Genomic DNA, 15,126 nt, shown 5'->3' on the forward strand with positions numbered 1-15,126 from the left:
GCAGCCATCGTGGGCTGGGGTATGGGTTTGTCTGCTGCGGGGCAGCTACTGTAAGGCACAGGCGAAGAAAAGGCACTGAGCATTGGCGGCATTTCAACCCCATTGGACCGGCAGGGCGGGTTGGTAAGTCGCAGTCAGCTATTAAATTAGGAGTGAAAGTCAGCCAGCCATCAACGTCTTGGACATGCGCGCGTTGTGCAGCACCACGCCGGCACGTTCCACCTGCTGGCGCAGCTCCACCACAAAGTCCTGGGCGGCAAAAAATGGCTCGGCAGTCAGACTTACGTACGCGTGCAGACGGGGGATGTTGCGCTGCTGGGCCTGCGCGTGGATATGCGCCATCAGCGCCCGGGCCACGCCCTGGCCGGAAAACGCTGGAGCCACGAAGAACATGTCGATACAACCGTCGGCCTGCAGATCGGCAAACCCCGCAATGAGGTCATCGCCCTGCGCGTGTGCGACGAAGGGTTGGTTGGCTCGCATGCGCTCTGCCCAGGTTGCGGCCACATAGCGCTGTGGTGCCCAGGCATCGAGTTGCTCGGCTGTGTAGTGCTTGCACGCCAGGCCATGCACCGAGGCATGGAAAACGGCGCGCAGCGCGGGCTCGTCACCAGGGCGAAAGTTGCGGATGTGGACAGAGAGCATGGGTGGTTCGCTCACAGAGAACAGGGCGCGCGATTGTGCCGCAAGGCCATTGCGCAGCAGCTTGCTCTGGTCTGCATCCCCTTGCTTCATGCTGCGGACGATCGCGCAGAAACACCAACGCCCGGCACCGCGAAAGGCGATGCCGGGCGTTGACCAGACCGGGGTGGGAACTGCGCGCTTACTTGTCGAGTTCGGCGGCCATCATGTCCCAGCTGGGGTACGAGCTTTCGTCCAGCGTGATGGCACCTTTGCCCGCGACAAACTTGAAAGCCGTGGTGCCGGTGCGGGCGAATTCCAGGGTTTTGAGTTTGCACACCGCCGCCTTGGAAGGGGCATCGTTGCAGTAGCGCGGAGCGTTGTCCACGATGGTGCCGGCTGCGTAGCGCACCTGGCGCAGGTGGTCCACGGTCTGGAAGCTTTCCTGCTTCACTTCCATCTTCACATTGCAGCCGCAAGATTGCTTGAGGGTGCTGGCGGCAGACTGCAGTGCAGGCGTCACCTCTGCTGCAAAAAAGTCGCGTTCGGCCTTGCCGGCATGGGCCAGCGAGGCCACGGCGAGGCTCAGGGATGCGATCACTACCGTGTGTTTTTTCATAGTGTTCTTTCAATGGACGGTTTGGAGAACCTGTTCTCTCAACGGCGGTCACCAGCCCCTCCCTGGCCGGTACCCGCGCTCGACCTGATGGTTCAAGCGCTGCGGATTGTGCCGCGCAGAGGCGCTGCATTCGCCGCGTTGCGCCTTACAAAACGTGCATTTTTGTAAGCGTTCATGTCACGCTCTTTGTCCATTTTTTGGCGCTGTGCCGCCCCAAAGCGCGTCAGGGCGACGACGGCGCGCATCGTCCGCTTATTGGCTCCGGCGCCGTCTTAATTACCCGTCTCGGTCAGACCGCGCAGCCGCAGGTGCGTGGCATCGTCCGCCGCCACCGGTAACTGGTGCTTGGCCTGCAGATAGTGGTGGGTGAACACGTCCAGGTACGCCTCCAGCGCCTGTGCGGCTTGCAGCTCGCCCGCCAGCTCCAGGCACAGCGCGCCGACCTCGGAGGTGCAGAAGTGGTCCATGCGCGTGGATCGGCGCAGGTGGTAGCGCGAGAGCTGCTCGGGTTGCAGGCTCAGCACGGGTAGGTGGTTGAGGTAGGGGCTCTTGCGGAACATCTTGCGCGCCTCGGGCCAGGTGGCGTCGAGCAGCACGAACAGCGGGCGCTTGCCCTCTGCCGTGGCCACCTGCGTGACCACGCGCTCGGGCGCCACGAACTCGCCGGGGAAGACCACATACGGCTGCCACTGCAGGTCGGCCAGCAGTGCCAGCAGGTCGGGGTGTACCTCGGTGCGCGCCCAGCCAAAGGCATAGGTGTCGGCCACCACATCGGCAATCAGCCAGCCGGTGTTGCTGGGCTTGAGGGGCTCGATGTCCGCCATCAGCAGGCACATGCCCGCGCGGGTGGGCAGCTGGGGGCGCAGCGCACAGATGCAGTGGCTGGGCACCAGGCGGCAGCCCGCGCAGCGCTCGCCCTTGGGGCCGCCACGGGCCAGAAAGGGTTTGGCGCTGCGGGCCAGGCGCTCGGCGCGCAGGCGGGCTACCGCATGGGGGGCGGGGGGCGTGGAGTCGTTCACTGGCCGCCTGCCTGCTCCAGCGCAAACAGCGGCACCTCCGCCTTGCGGCTGAGCCATACGCCGCCGCCCAGCTCGATGGCGCCCTCTTGCAGCCCGCGCCGGTAGAGGTCGGCTCGGTGGCGGAACACGCGGTTGTCGGTGATGTCTTCGTCGATGATGTCGCGCTCGTAGTCCTCGCGCGAGACGGCTTCGATGTACAGCGCGCCCCGGCTCAGGCGGCCCAGGTTGTGCAGGGCGGCCTTCAGGTCGGGCGGGCTCAGATAGGGCAGCACCCCCTGGCAGATCACAAAGTCGAAGGGCTCGCTCGCCGCATAGTCCACCACCGAGCCCTGCTGCCAGCCAAAGCGCTCGCACAGGTAGGGGCTGAACTCCACGCCCTGGTAACTGGCTGCGGGAAAGTGCTGCGCCATGATGTCTTTCCACAGCCCGATACCGCAGCCCACGTCGAGCACGCGGCGCACCGGTACACGCAGGTATTTGAGGTAGCTGCACACAAAGGTGCCCAGGCGCTCCATGTGCTGCGGGTCCACCACGCTGGTTTTCTTGTCGAAATAGAAGCGCTGGTAATAGGCCTCGTCGAAGGTGGTGGCACTGGCGGATTTCAATGGGCGGTCCTTGTGGGCAGGGGAAGGGATGGCAGAAAGGGCGAGAGTATCCCGCACCTCCATGGAGAACCTGCTTTCGGCCTTTTCAGGGGGGCGTGTAGTCTGTCGCCATGGATTCCATGATTGCCGCCGCTGCCCGCGCACTGGCCGCAGGTGACGCTCTCACCGCGCTGCAACGCGTGGCCCTGCGCGATGACCCGCCCGCGCTGGCCCTGCGCGGCATTGCCATGGCCCAGCTGGGCGAACACCCCCGTGCGCGCGACCTGCTGCGGCAGGCTGCGCGCGCCTTTGGCGCCCACGAAGCCCAGGCGCGCGCCCGCTGCGTGGTGGCCGAGGCCGAGGTGGCGCTGGCCATGCGCGACTTAGGCGGTGCACCCCGCCCACTGCTGGAGGCTGCCAACACGCTGCAAGCCCATGGCGACACCGCCAACGCCGCGCAGGCGCGGCTGATTGCGGCGCGGCGGCTGCTGCGTCTCGGCCGCCTGGACGACGCCGCTGCAGCCATGGACGCCCTGGCGACCGCCCCTGCAGCGGGCAACCTGCCCCCCGCCCTGCGGGCCATGACCGACCTGGCCCTGGCCGAGCTGGCGCTGCGCTCGCTGCACATGCCCGCCGCCAGCGCGGCCCTGGACCGCGCGCACGAGGCCGCCCTGCAAGCCCGCGTACCGGCCCTGCTGGCCGAGGTGGCCCAGGCGCGCGCGGTGCTGGACCAGCCCGCAGCGCGCCGCGTGGGGGCCGGGGTGGACCAACCGCTGCGCCTGTCAGAGGTGGCCGACCTGCTGGCGTCTGGCGCGCTGGTGGTGGATGCGTGCCGGCGCTGTGTGGGGGTGGGCGCGGCCCCATCTGCCCCAGACGCCGCTGCCGTCTGGCAACCACTGGCACGCCGACCCATCCTGTTTGCCCTCGCCCGCGCGCTGGCGCAGGCCTGGCCCGGCGATGCAGAGCGTGAGGCCTTGATTGCCCAGGCCTTTCGTACCCGCCACCCGGACGACACCCACCGCGCGCGACTGCGGGTGGAGGTGGGGCGCCTGCGCGCGCTCCTGCGGCCGCTGGCGCGCATCGAGGCCACGGCGCGCGGCTTTGCGCTGCAGCCCCTGGATGCGCGGCCGGTGGTGGTGCTGGCGCCGCCCATCGATGGCGAGCAGGCGGCGTTGCTCGCCTTGCTATCGGACGGGGCGGCCTGGTCCACATCGGCGCTGGCGCTGGCTGTGGACGCAAGCCAGCGCACCGTGCAGCGCGCGCTTGCCGAGCTGGAATCACAAGGCCGTGTGCGCTCCATCGGCCGCGCCCGTGCGCAGCGCTGGCTGGCGCCGCCGCTGTCCGGATTCACGACGATCTTGTTACTCCCCGCTGCGCTGCCAATTGCCTAAAGTGGACGCCAAGCCCCACCGGGCCACCCCACAGGAGCCAACGATGACCGCATGCACCCACAACGACCCGACACTCGCCACCGGCCGCAGTCACCCCTCACAACCCGCCGAGATCGTGCGCGAATACGGCCCCTTTGCGGGTGCAGACAGCGTGCATGGCGTCACGCACGACGGCCAGCATGTCTGGGCGGCCACGGGGGCGCACCTGGTGGCCTTTGATGCCGCTACGGGCGAGACCCGGCGCACGCTGCCCGTGGCCAGCGATGCCGGCACCGCGTTTGACGGCAAACACCTGTACCAGATCACCGAGGCGCGCATCGACAAGATCGACCCCTCCACCGGCCAGGTGGTGGCCTCCATCCCTGCCCCGGGCAACGGCAACGACTCGGGCCTTACTTGGGCCGAAGGCAGCCTGTGGGTGGGTCAGTACCGCGACCGCAAGATCCACCAGATCGACCCCGCCACGGGCGCCATCCGGCGCACCATCGAGTCCGACCGCTTCGTGACCGGCGTGACCTGGGTGGACGGCGAAATTTGGCACGGCACCTGGGAGGGTGACGAAAGCACGCTGCGCCACATCGACCCTGCCAGCGGTGCCGTGCTGCAGCAGCTCGACATGCCGCCAGGCGTGGGCGTGAGCGGACTCGAATCCGACGGCGCCGACCTCTTCTACTGCGGGGGCGGCGGCAGCGGCAAGGTCCGCGCCGTGCGCCGGCCCAAGGCGGCCCGGCTCTGACCCCCTGAGTGACGCGGCGCACCGCCGCACCCACCACCACCTTTGCCACCACAGGCCCTGCGCGCATCAGGCAATGCCGCAGGCCGGGGAGCGGTGCGCCTGTCGGCGCCTCCCTCCCCATGCACTCCTCCATCCCATCCCGCAACGTCATCCACTACCTACCAGGAGCACCCCGATGAACGCACCCACCCCCCACCCCGTGGTTTCTGCCGACCAATGGCTGGCCCAGCGCCATGCACTGCTGGCCCGCGAGAAGGCCCTGACCCGTCTGCATAACGAGGTCGCCGCGCAGCGTCGCGCACTGCCCTGGACCCGGGTGGACAAGCACTACGCACTGGATACGCTAAAGGGCCCGCGCGCCCTGGCCGACCTGTTCGATGGCCGCAGCCAACTGCTGGTGCAGCACTTCATGCTCGGCCCAGGGTGGGAGCAAGGCTGCCCTAGCTGTTCCTTCATGGCCGACCACATGGGAGGCATGGAGCTGCACCTGCAGCACCGCGATGTATCGGTGCTCGCCGTGTCGCGTGCGCCGCTGGACGAGATCGAGCGCTTTCGCCAGCGCATGGGCTGGCAGTTCCGCTGGGCGTCGTCGCATGGCAGCGACTTCAACCACGACTTTGCCGTGAGCTTCACGCCCGAGCAGCGCGCACGCGGCAACGGCGAGGTGTTCTACAACTACGGCATGCGGCCCTTTCCTGCCGATGAGGCGCCGGGCATCAGCGTGTTTGTGCGCAACGATGCGGGCGATGTGTTCCACGCCTATTCCACCTTCGGGCGCGGCGTGGAGGCCATGATGGGCACCTACCAGCTGCTGGACCTCACGCCCCGAGGCCGCCACGAGACCAACCCCGCCTACCCCATGGACTGGGTGCGCCACCACGACCGGTATGCGCCTTCCCAGCCACAGGCTGGGTCTGTGGCGGCGCCAGCCGCACAGACGCCCCAGCCTTCACCGGCCCACACGGCGCCGGGTGGGTGCTGCGCCGCACGGGGCTGAACCACACACGGTTGAGACCGCGACCATGGACGCCACCCTCTGGTCCTGGCTGGCCATCGCCGCCATAGGGGCGCTGCACGGGCTCAACCCGCTCACGGGCTGGGGGCTGGCCACCGCCTGCAGCCTGCACGCCAACGACCGCAGCATGCCGCTGCGCGCACTCCTGCCCATGGCCTGCGGGCACCTGGCGGCCGTGGCATTGACGGCGGCTGCGGCGGTGTGGGGACTATCGTTGTCTCCCTACGCGCTGCTGGCGGTAGCGGGCGGCCTGGGTGGGTTGGTGGTGCTCGCTCGCGTGCATTGGCCGGCGGCGGTGTGGCATCGCCTGCGCAAGCCCGCCGGGCCCATGGGCATGGCAGTCTGGTCCTTTGGGGTGGCCACGGTGCACGGTGCCGGGCTGGCGCTGGTGCCTGCGCTGGCACCGCTGTGCGGGGGCGATGGTGCAGCCGGTGGGACGGCTCCAGCGGGTGGCGGGCTCTCCACCCCCTTGCTGCTGGCGCTGATCGCGCTGGGTGTTCACATCCTGGCCATGCTGGCCGTCACCGGGGCCATGGCCGCTGCGGCCTGCCAAGCTGTGCAGGCCGCCCAGCGCTGGCTGCAGCGCCACCGGCGTTGCAGTGGCGACCCTGCTCGCTGATCAGGCCTTGGCCGGGCGATGCAGTGCGCAGATCTTGTTGCCGTCCGGGTCGCGCAGGTACGCCAGGTACAGCTTGCCGCCGGGGCCTTCGCGCCAGCCGGGTGGGTCTTCGCAGGTAACGCCGCCGTTGGCCACGCCGGCGGCATGAAAGGCGTCGGCCTGCTCAGGCGACTGCATGGCAAAACCGATGGTGCCGCCGTTGGCAAAGGTGGCGGGCTCGCCGTTGATGGGGGTGGTGATGCCAAAGGTACCGGTGGGTCCGCGATAGAAGTAGCGGTTCTTGTTGGCCACTCCGGGCGGCACACCCAGCGTGCCCAGCAGCGCGTCATAAAACTTCTTGGACCGCTCCAGGTCGTTCACACCGACCATCACATGACTGAACATTCATCGTCTCCTGTAAGCCCCTCAAGGGGCGGGTTGTGGCCAACGGTTGGCGGTGGCATGTTAGCGGGTGGCTATCGCCGTCACAGGGGCGTGCCACAAGCCCCTGTGCGGCACTCTGGCTGGGGCGCCTTTTGGCGGCAGCCTCTGTGGCCCCCGGGCGTCCACACAGGCTGCATGGAAGCCGTTTTGAGGCAAAAATGAGCTATAGCGCTAGTACAACATGCCTAAATAGCTATTTAATTTATAGCAATCATCCGCAGCGCCAAAAGCTTCCGCGCTCCACCCCATCCCCCTCGTATCGCCCTTTGAACAAGCCATCACACCCATGCTGCCCACTGCCTCCCCGCCCCACTTCACCCCGGTGCCCCTCGACAAGGCCTACCGCTTGCTCAACCACGGCCCCGTCGTGCTGGTGTCGGCCACCCACGCAGGCCAGCACAACGTCATGGCCGCATCGTGGGCCTGCGCACTGGACTTTGCGCCACCTAAGGTGACCGTGGTGCTCGACAAGGCCACGCGCACGCGCCAGCTGGTGGAGGCCAGCCGGTTGTTTGCCCTGCAGCTGCCCACCGTGCCGCAGGCCGCGCTCACCGTCGCCCTGGGCACCGACACCGCCAAGACCACGCCCGACAAGCTGCAGCGCCATGGCGTGGCGTTCTTTGAAGCACCGGGCCAGCCCGCTCAGACCACGCCCCCTCTGGTGCAAGGCTGCGCCGCCTGGCTGCTGTGCCGCGTGGTCCCCGAGCCGCACAACCAGAAGGCCTACGACCTTTTCATCGGCGAAGTGGTGGCCGCCTGGGCCGACGACCGTGTGTTCCGTAACGGGCACTGGGAGTTCGACACCGCGTCGGATGAGCTTCGCACGCTGCACTACGTGGCGGGTGGGCAGTTTTATGCGACGGGGGCGTCGGTGCGGGTGTGAGGTCCGGCGTCCTCTGCTTGTTCCAGGCCCGGCCGGGTGCCCGGCAACCCGTGGGGTCGGCGCAGAACGGTGCCCGTGTGCACAAGCTTGTGTCGTGCCAAGGCGGACACGGGTTCGGGTAAATTGCTTCGATGCCCCACCCCTCCTCAGCCATAACCGCCGCCGCTAGCGCAGCGGCACCTGCCTCCCTCATCGACTCCCGCCAGGCCGCCTGGCGCCTGCTGACCACGCTCGGCCTGGTGGTGCTGGGCAACAGCAGCATGTATGTGGTGTCGGTGGTGCTGCCCGCCGTGCAGGCCGAGTTTGGCGTGGGCCGTGCGGATGCGTCGCTGCCCTACACGCTGATGATGGTGTGCCTGGGGCTGGGCGGCATCTGGACCGGGCGCATGGCCGACCGGCATGGGCTGATGCCGGTGCTGTGCGTGGGCGCGGTGGCCGTGTGTGGCGGGTTTGTGTGGGCTGGGCTGTCGGGCAGCATCTGGGGGTTTGGGCTGGCGCACGGACTGATGGGGCTGATTGGTAGCTCGGCCACGTTTGCGCCGCTGATGGCCGACACCGCGCTGTGGTGGAACAAGCGGCGCGGCATTGCGGTGGCGATCTGCGCCAGCGGCAACTACATTGCGGGCGCGCTGTGGCCGCCCATCGTGCAGCACGGCATCGAGCTGATCGGCTGGCGCCACACCTATGTGCTGCTGGGCATCGTGTGTGGTGTGGGCATGCTGCTGCTGGCACTGCGCATGCGCCAGCACGCGCCCATGGTGCAGATGGATGCAGCCCCTGCACCGGCCGCATCGGCGCAAGGTGCGGCAGCCGGTGTGGCGCCTACAGCGCTGTCGCTTGACCGCAGCCGCCCGTTTGGCCTGCGCCCATTGCATGCGCAGCTGTTGCTGTGTGTGGCGGGTGTGGCCTGCTGCGTGGCCATGGCGATGCCACAGGTGCACATCGTGGCGTACTGCACCGACCTGGGCTTTGGCGCGGCGCGTGGGGCCGAGATGCTGTCCCTGATGCTGGCGTGCGGCATCGTCAGCCGCCTGGTGTCGGGCGTGATCTGCGACCGCATTGGCGGCGTGCGCACGCTGCTGCTGGGCTCGGCATTGCAGGGCGTGGGGCTGGCGCTGTTTCTGCCGTTTGACGGGCTGGTGCCGCTGTATGTCATCTCGGCCATGTTCGGGCTGTTCCAAGGCGGCATCGTGCCCGCCTACGCCATCATCATTCGCGAGTACTTTGCCCCGCAGGAGGCCGGTGCGCGCGTGGGCGCAGTGATCATGGCCACGCTGATCGGTATGGCGCTGGGGGGATGGATGTCGGGCTGGATCTTCGACCTGACGGGCAGCTACCGCGCAGCGTTTTTGAACGGCATGGCGTGGAACCTGCTGAACTTGTCGATCGTGGGCTGGCTGTTTTGGCGCGTGCGCCAACAGCGCGCTGTGACAGTGCGGCCGCAGCACAGCGCGGGGTAAGCCGGGCAGGCGCCGCCAGCGGGCACCATCAGCGATTTAGGCCGTCTGCAGGTACCGCCCTGCCAGTTCTTTCTGCGCGGCAGCGTCCACGCCCAGCACGTCCACCAGATACGCCTGCAGCCCGCCAAAGTCGTTGTCCACCATGTGCAGGGCGGCGTCCAGAAACTCTTCTTGCACGCGCCACAGCACGCGCAGCACTTCTTCCGGCGCGTGGCTGCCCATGCCGGGCGGGCGCTGGTACAGCGCGTTGGTGAGCAGGTAGTCGTGCATGACCACATCGCGCGGTACGCCCAGCGTCAGCAGGATGAGGGCAGCGGCAAAGCCGGTGCGGTCCTTGCCCGCCGTGCAGTGGAAAACGGTGGGCGTATCGCTGGCCAGCAGCAGGCGGAAAAGTTCGGCAAAACGCCGGGCGTTGTCGTGCACAAAGCCCCGGTAGGTGTCCTGCATCAGGCCCACGGCGTCTTGGGCGGTGAGCTGGCGGCCGGTGCGTTGCAGTTCCAGCGCGCGCTGTACCACCGTGGGCTCAATGTGCAGCGGGTGGTAGGCCACGCCGGGCAGCGAGTAGGCATACGCGGCACTTTCGGCCTGGCCCCGAAAGTCCACCGCGCGGGCCACACCCAGGTTGGCCAGCAGGGCCTGGTCTTCGGGCGTCAGGCCCGCCAGGTGGTCGGAGCGGAAGATGCGACGCCATTTCACGGCCTGCCCACCATGCCCCACATAGCCGCCGAGGTCACGGAAGTTGGTGGCGCCTGCGAGAGGGAGGGATCGGGTGGGAGTGTGCGCTTGCTGCATGGTGCGTGGTACGGAGATGCGATGGGTGGGTGGGGTGCTGAGCCACCAAGGATAGACCGGCGGTGCGTCAGGCACATGTCGCACGGGTGGCTGGTTCGGCCACTGGCTGTCGCAGTGTGCAGAATCTGGCCATGCAGCGTTTCGTGCCCGTTCCCCCTGATCTGCAACCGTGGCTGATGGCTGCGGTGGTGGTTGATACCCCTGCGACGCTGGCGCAGTCGCATTTCCCGGCGATGGTGTCGAGCATGCTGGTGGTGCGGTTGGCGGGGCAGGTGCATTGCCGGGGCGCGCTGGTGCCACCTTCGGCATGGATCAGCGCCAGCACCACGCCCACCGTGTACGAGCACGGCGGGCCTGTGCAAGCAGTGGGGCTGGTGCTGCAACCCGGGGCCGCGGCGGCGCTGTTTGCCGCCGCGCTCGGGCAGGTCAACACTATGCGCCCCATGGCGGAGTTGGCAGGCCCGAGGTGGGCCGAAGTCGAATGCGCTGTGAGGGGCGCGGCGGATGATGGCGCGCGGCTGGAGGTGCTGTGCCAGTTTGTCCGGCAAAACTTTGCACCGCCGTCGCCCTGTGAATCGCGACGGCTGCAGGGGCTGGCCTTGCTGGCTGCGATGGGCCATCGCATGGGCCTGGGCCAGCGGCAATTCGAACGGCGCTTTGTGGCGCACTGGGGCATGGCGCCCAAGCAATTTGAGGTGATTGCGCGCATGAACAGCGCGCTGGGGCATGCGCTTGACACGCCAGGCAGTGCTGTTTCAGTGGCAGAGCTAGCGGCCGACGAAGGCTATTACGACCAGTCGCACATGGGGCGCGATGTGCGCAGGCTGGCGGGCCATCCGTTGCAGGCTTTGGTGCAAGGAGCGCGCACCCCTGTCAGTGCGCAATGGCCCTTGAAGGTGGGTGTGCAGGCGCAGCAGGCGCTGGCACACCCCCAAAGCGATCAGGAATCTGCCCGCAGGCGCTGAGCCAAGTACAGCGGCATGGCGAACGCCAGGCCCAGGCCCCAGCAGGCGGCGATGCAGGCCCAGCGCCACGCGCCCAGGGCTCGGTCTGCGGCAACCCAGGCGGTGAAGGCCCCAGCCGCCAGGTACACATCCAGGGTGATGGCCGTGGTCAGCGGGTTGGCAAAGGCATCGCGCCAGAAAACGCCTGGCATCACGCTGCCCCCCGCCAGGAAATACACCGCATTGAAATACCAGGGGACGGCGAGGCCGACAAGAGCCAGCAGAAGAAAAAAGGTGCGAAGGTACCGGTGGTCGTGCATCGTTGCGGTCGACCTCTCACAGAGAAAGGCCTTGGAAGGTGATCAATGCACTGATTGAATCCCAGCGCCCTGTGGAGAGCTAGGAAAAAAGCGACATGCCCGCAGGCGCCCGCCGTGAAACTATTGCGCGCTGGGGAGCGAGGTCACCGCGCCATCCACCGGCAGCTCTTGCGTGCCCTTGGGGCAGGGCTGGTCGGTGTAGGTCGTGCGGCCGTCTTTCACACACTTGCGCGGTTGCGGCGCAGCGGGTGTGGAGGCGCCGTTGCGTGCGGTCTGCGCCTGGGCGGGCCGCTTGTCAGGCGGCAGGGTTTCGGGGCCCGGGCGGGTGATCTTTTTCCACACCTGTTCGGACCATGGCCCTGCCTGCGGCAGCCAGGCATCGCGCGTCCACCACGCAGCGGCGGCGGCCGCAATCACCACGACCGCGATGGCGGTGAGGACGGTGCGTTCAGTGCGGCTGCGCATACGGATGCGGTGAGAGCGCCTGCGAAGGCTTGTCAGCGTGTGCGCTCGCGCGTCACGTTCACGTCGATGTCGCCAAACACGGTCACGCCGCTCGCGCCCTGGGGCTGCTGCTGGCTGGCCGGGTCGCTGGAGCGTGCGGAGCCTGTGGTGGTGCACCCGCCCAGCGCAGCGGCAACCGCGAGGGCCACCAGCGCGCTGCGGCAGACGCTGCCCGCCATCGACGCGGTAGGTGCCCTGTTCAGCGCCTGCATCATTCGCCGCCCAGGTGGTTGCCCAGAATGCCGGCCAGCTCGAACATGCCTGCGCTGTCCTTGCCGAACACGGCGCGCAGCTTGTCGTCGGCAACGATGGTGCGCTTGTCCTTGGGGTCCTGCAGGTTGTGGGCCTTGATGTATTCCCACATCTTCTTGACGGCCTCGGGGCGGGCCACCGGCTCGTTGCCAATCACGGCGGCCAGGGCGGCGCTGGGGGCCTTGCCTGCGGCGGCCTTGCGCGGCGCTTTGGCGGCGGTGGTTTTGGCTGCGGCCTTCTTTGCAGGAGCTTTTTTGGCTGCAGTGCTTGCCCTGCCTGCGGTAGCAGCTCCTGTTTTGGTAGCGGCGCCGGCGGCAGGTTTACGGGGCGGGAACTTGCTGGGCGCAAATTCAAAGTTGACCTTGCCCGCCTCCTTGTCCCACGCCAGGTGGGCCTTGAAGTTGCGGCGCGTGCGCATGCTCACGAACTTGTCAAGCAGGTCGGTCTTGCCGGTCTCCAGCAGCTTGTGCATCTGCTCGCGTTCCACGGGCTGCTGCAGGATGATCTTGCCGCTCTTGAAGGTGCAGCTGGGCGTGGGCTGCGCGGCAGTGGGCACGGCCTTGCTGCACACATAGTTGCTGCCATGCTCGTGCACTTCCGATCCGCAGATGGGGCAGGCACCCAGCGAGGCGTCTTCAAACTCCACCAGCTCGCCGGATTCCTCGGCGTTCTTGTCATCGCCAAAGTCGAATTCGAGCTTGTAGTTGTGCGCCTCGTCGTCGTACTTGATGACGATTTCGGACGTGAACGGCCAGCCCGCCTTGGAGCGGAAGCCCTCCAGCGGGCCGATCTTCTTGTCGCGCAGTAGCTGCTCGGCCTCGGCCGTTTCAAAGGTGCGGCCGGCGGGCGACTTGCCAAAGCTGAACCCGCAGCCTTCACCGCCCGCCTTGCCCACGCAGGCGTACCTGCGGTAGTTCTCCTTCACCACGCCGCCGCAGTTGGGGCAGGGAGATTGCAGCGTGGCGTAGTCGCCGGGGATGGTGTCGCGGTCGTATTCCTTGGCCTTCTTCACCATGCGCTCGGTCATGGCGGCAATCTCTTGCATGAAGGCTTCGCGGCTGAGCTGGCCCTTTTCCATCTGCGAGAGCTTGTACTCCCACTCGCCCGTGAGTTCGGCGCGGCAGAGTTCTTCCACCTCCAGCCCGCGCAGCAGCGTCATCAACTGGAACGCCTTGGCCGTGGGGATGATCTCGCGGCCTTCGCGCAGCATGTACTTTTCAGTCAGCAAGCCTTCGATGATGGCCGCGCGGGTGGCCGGCGTGCCCAGGCCCTTTTCCTGCATGGCTTCGCGCAGCTCATCGTCGTCAATCTGCTTGCCCGCGCTTTCCATGGCACCGAGCAGCGTGGCTTCGGAGTAGCGGGCTGGGGGCTTGGTCTTGAGGCCCTTGGGGTCCACGGCCAGCGTGTTGACGCTTTCGCCGGGCTTCACCGGCACCAGGTTCTGGCCCTTGTCGCCGTCCTTGCCGCCTTCCACTTCGTCGGCCGCTTCCTTGCCATAGATGGCCAGCCAGCCCGGCTTGACCAGCACCTTGCCTTCGGTCTTGAAGCTGTGGGGGGGCACGGTGCTGATGCGGGTGGTGACGGTGTATTCAGCGCTGGGGAAGAACACGGCCATGAAGCGGCGCACGACCAGGTCGTACAGCTTTTGCTCGGCCTCGCTCAGGCCCGATGGGGCTTGCGTGGTGGGGATGATCGCAAAGTGATCGCTGACCTTGCTGTTGTCAAAGATGCGCTTAGACGGGCGGATGTAGTTGTTGTTCAGCGCAGTGAGCGCGTGGGGCGCGAGATGCCGCATGCCGCTGTCGGCCAGCATCTCGAAAGTCTGCTTGGCGACTGGCAAATAGTCTTCCGGCAGCGCCCGCGAGTCGGTACGTGGGTAGGTCAGGGCCTTGTGACGCTCGTACAGGCTTTGCGCCAGCGCCAGCGTGGTCTTGGCACTGAAGCCGAACTTGCCGTTGGCCTCGCGCTGCAGGCTGGTCAGGTCGAACAGCAGGGGCGATGCCTGGGTGGTGGGCTTGCTCTCTTCGGTGACGGTGGCCTGCTTGCCGCGCACGGCGTTGGCAATGGCTTGGGCTTCGGCGGCCGACCATACGCGGTCGGCGCGGGCTTCGACGTCCTCGCCTTTTTTCCACTTGGGGTCGAACCACTTGGCGGGGTATTCACCGGCCTGGGCGCCGAAGGTGGCGTGGATTTCCCAGTAGTCGCGGCTGATGAACTTGCGGATCTTTTCTTCGCGCTCCACCACCAGCGACAGCGTGGGCGTCTGCACCCGGCCCACGGTGGTCAAGAAAAAACCACCGTCGCGCGAGTTGAACGCCGTCATGGCGCGCGTGCCGTTGATGCCGACCAGCCAGTCGGCCTCGGAGCGGCTGCGGGCCGCACTGGCGAGGCCTGCCATCTGCTGCTCGCTGCGCAGCGCATCAAAGCCGTCGCGGATGGCCTGGGGCGTCATGGACTGCAACCACAGGCGCTTGACGGGTTTGCCCAGCGGTTTGCTGCCCCCGGCGTACTGCTCGATCAGGCGGAAGATCAGCTCCCCCTCACGGCCCGCGTCACAGGCGTTGATGAGTTCGGTCACGTCCTTGCGCTTGGCCTGCTTGACCACCGCGTTCAGGCGGCTCTTGGTCTTGTCCACGGGCTTGAGGTCAAAGTACGGCGGGATCACGGGCAGGTGCGCAAAGCTCCACTTGCCGCGTTTCACATCGAATTGCTCGGGGGCCTGGATCTCCACCAGGTGGCCCACGGCGCTGGTGACGACATAGCGGTCGTTCTCGAAGTGGTCTTCGTGCTTCTCGAACTTGCCCGCCACGGGGGTCAGTGCGCGCACGATGTCTTGCGCCACCGAGGGTTTTTCTGCAATTACCAGGGTCTTGGTCATTTTTTGGTTTCTCGCCAGTCTGGCTGTCCGGCATCCGGCCGGTCGCTTCTACAATCCGTTGCCTCA

18 protein-coding genes are annotated in these 15,126 nt (G+C 67.2%); 7 read left to right on the forward strand and 11 right to left on the reverse strand.

From position 1 onward, the window contains the following. Positions 1–159 precede the first annotated feature (159 nt). The 5 genes from ACODSM_RS01520 to ACODSM_RS01540 form a co-directional block, all read right to left on the reverse strand. Entirely contained in the window at positions 160–645 is a 486-nt protein-coding gene (locus ACODSM_RS01520) for a GNAT family N-acetyltransferase (RefSeq protein WP_488804108.1), read from the reverse strand. A 178-nt stretch (positions 646–823) separates the two neighbouring features. Next, entirely contained in the window at positions 824–1,240 is a 417-nt protein-coding gene (locus ACODSM_RS01525) for a hypothetical protein (RefSeq protein WP_488804109.1), read from the reverse strand. A 92-nt stretch (positions 1,241–1,332) separates the two neighbouring features. Then, positions 1,333–1,485: a hypothetical protein gene (locus ACODSM_RS01530; RefSeq protein ID WP_488804110.1), complete on the reverse strand. Its 153-nt coding sequence runs from the start codon at positions 1,483–1,485 to the stop codon at positions 1,333–1,335. A gap of 27 nt (positions 1,486–1,512) precedes the next feature. Next, the gene (locus ACODSM_RS01535) at positions 1,513–2,259 is read right to left on the reverse strand and encodes a tRNA-uridine aminocarboxypropyltransferase (protein ID WP_488804111.1); all 747 of its coding nucleotides are present in this window, start codon (positions 2,257–2,259) and stop codon (positions 1,513–1,515) included. Next, the gene (locus tag ACODSM_RS01540; RefSeq protein WP_309827963.1) at positions 2,256–2,864 is read right to left on the reverse strand and encodes a class I SAM-dependent methyltransferase; all 609 of its coding nucleotides are present in this window, start codon (positions 2,862–2,864) and stop codon (positions 2,256–2,258) included. The genes ACODSM_RS01535 and ACODSM_RS01540 overlap by 4 nt, the downstream gene beginning before the upstream one ends. A 110-nt stretch (positions 2,865–2,974) precedes the next feature. Here ACODSM_RS01540 and ACODSM_RS01545 point away from each other — a divergent pair, with 110 nt between their 5' ends. The 4 genes from ACODSM_RS01545 to ACODSM_RS01560 all read left to right on the forward strand — a co-directional run bounded on the left by ACODSM_RS01545 (position 2,975) and on the right by ACODSM_RS01560 (position 6,604). Further along, positions 2,975–4,234 carry a helix-turn-helix domain-containing protein gene (locus ACODSM_RS01545; protein WP_488804112.1) on the forward strand — a complete coding sequence of 420 codons (1,260 nt, stop codon included), beginning with the start codon at positions 2,975–2,977 and terminating at the stop codon, positions 4,232–4,234. A gap of 43 nt (positions 4,235–4,277) precedes the next feature. Further along, positions 4,278–4,970 (forward strand): Vgb family protein, encoded by a 693-nt coding sequence (locus ACODSM_RS01550; RefSeq protein ID WP_488804113.1) that lies wholly within the window; start codon positions 4,278–4,280, stop codon positions 4,968–4,970. A 175-nt stretch (positions 4,971–5,145) separates the two neighbouring features. After that, positions 5,146–5,967 carry a DUF899 domain-containing protein gene (locus tag ACODSM_RS01555; protein ID WP_488804114.1) on the forward strand — a complete coding sequence of 274 codons (822 nt, stop codon included), beginning with the start codon at positions 5,146–5,148 and terminating at the stop codon, positions 5,965–5,967. A gap of 25 nt (positions 5,968–5,992) precedes the next feature. Beyond that, entirely contained in the window at positions 5,993–6,604 is a 612-nt protein-coding gene (locus ACODSM_RS01560) for a hypothetical protein (protein ID WP_488804115.1), read from the forward strand. Here the strand turns inward: ACODSM_RS01560 and ACODSM_RS01565 are convergent, their stop codons facing one another. Continuing rightward, complete coding sequence (locus ACODSM_RS01565) at positions 6,605–6,988, reverse strand: VOC family protein (RefSeq protein ID WP_015016318.1); 384 nt, start codon at positions 6,986–6,988, stop codon at positions 6,605–6,607. 325 nt (positions 6,989–7,313) lie between these two features. Here ACODSM_RS01565 and ACODSM_RS01570 point away from each other — a divergent pair, with 325 nt between their 5' ends. Together ACODSM_RS01570 and ACODSM_RS01575 are read left to right on the forward strand one after the other, a co-directional pair. Continuing rightward, positions 7,314–7,910: a flavin reductase family protein gene (locus ACODSM_RS01570; RefSeq protein WP_488804116.1), complete on the forward strand. Its 597-nt coding sequence runs from the start codon at positions 7,314–7,316 to the stop codon at positions 7,908–7,910. Positions 7,911–8,041: 131 nt separating this feature from the next. After that, positions 8,042–9,370: an MFS transporter gene (locus tag ACODSM_RS01575; protein WP_488804117.1), complete on the forward strand. Its 1,329-nt coding sequence runs from the start codon at positions 8,042–8,044 to the stop codon at positions 9,368–9,370. A gap of 36 nt (positions 9,371–9,406) precedes the next feature. Here the strand turns inward: ACODSM_RS01575 and ACODSM_RS01580 are convergent, their stop codons facing one another. After that, positions 9,407–10,162, reverse strand: coding sequence for a tyrosine-protein phosphatase (locus ACODSM_RS01580; protein ID WP_488804118.1), 756 nt, complete (start codon positions 10,160–10,162; stop codon positions 9,407–9,409). A 131-nt stretch (positions 10,163–10,293) separates the two neighbouring features. Here ACODSM_RS01580 and ACODSM_RS01585 point away from each other — a divergent pair, with 131 nt between their 5' ends. Further along, complete coding sequence (locus ACODSM_RS01585; protein ID WP_488804119.1) at positions 10,294–11,127, forward strand: helix-turn-helix domain-containing protein; 834 nt, start codon at positions 10,294–10,296, stop codon at positions 11,125–11,127. Here ACODSM_RS01585 and ACODSM_RS01590 read toward each other — a convergent pair. The 4 genes from ACODSM_RS01590 to ACODSM_RS01605 all read right to left on the reverse strand — a co-directional run bounded on the left by ACODSM_RS01590 (position 11,103) and on the right by ACODSM_RS01605 (position 15,060). Continuing rightward, on the reverse strand, positions 11,103–11,426 hold the full coding sequence (locus ACODSM_RS01590) for a DUF2834 domain-containing protein (protein WP_015016313.1): 324 nt from the start codon (positions 11,424–11,426) through the stop codon (positions 11,103–11,105). The genes ACODSM_RS01585 and ACODSM_RS01590 overlap by 25 nt on opposite strands. A 120-nt stretch (positions 11,427–11,546) precedes the next feature. Beyond that, a complete protein-coding gene (locus ACODSM_RS01595; protein WP_488804120.1) occupies positions 11,547–11,891 on the reverse strand; it encodes a DUF4124 domain-containing protein in 345 nt (114 codons plus the stop codon). A 32-nt stretch (positions 11,892–11,923) separates the two neighbouring features. Further along, positions 11,924–12,142 (reverse strand): hypothetical protein, encoded by a 219-nt coding sequence (locus ACODSM_RS01600; RefSeq protein ID WP_488804121.1) that lies wholly within the window; start codon positions 12,140–12,142, stop codon positions 11,924–11,926. Next, complete coding sequence (locus tag ACODSM_RS01605; protein WP_488804122.1) at positions 12,142–15,060, reverse strand: DNA topoisomerase III; 2,919 nt, start codon at positions 15,058–15,060, stop codon at positions 12,142–12,144. The genes ACODSM_RS01600 and ACODSM_RS01605 overlap by 1 nt, the downstream gene beginning before the upstream one ends. Positions 15,061–15,126 lie beyond the last annotated feature (66 nt).

The sequence above is a fragment of the Acidovorax sp. FG42 genome (genome assembly GCF_057809195.1).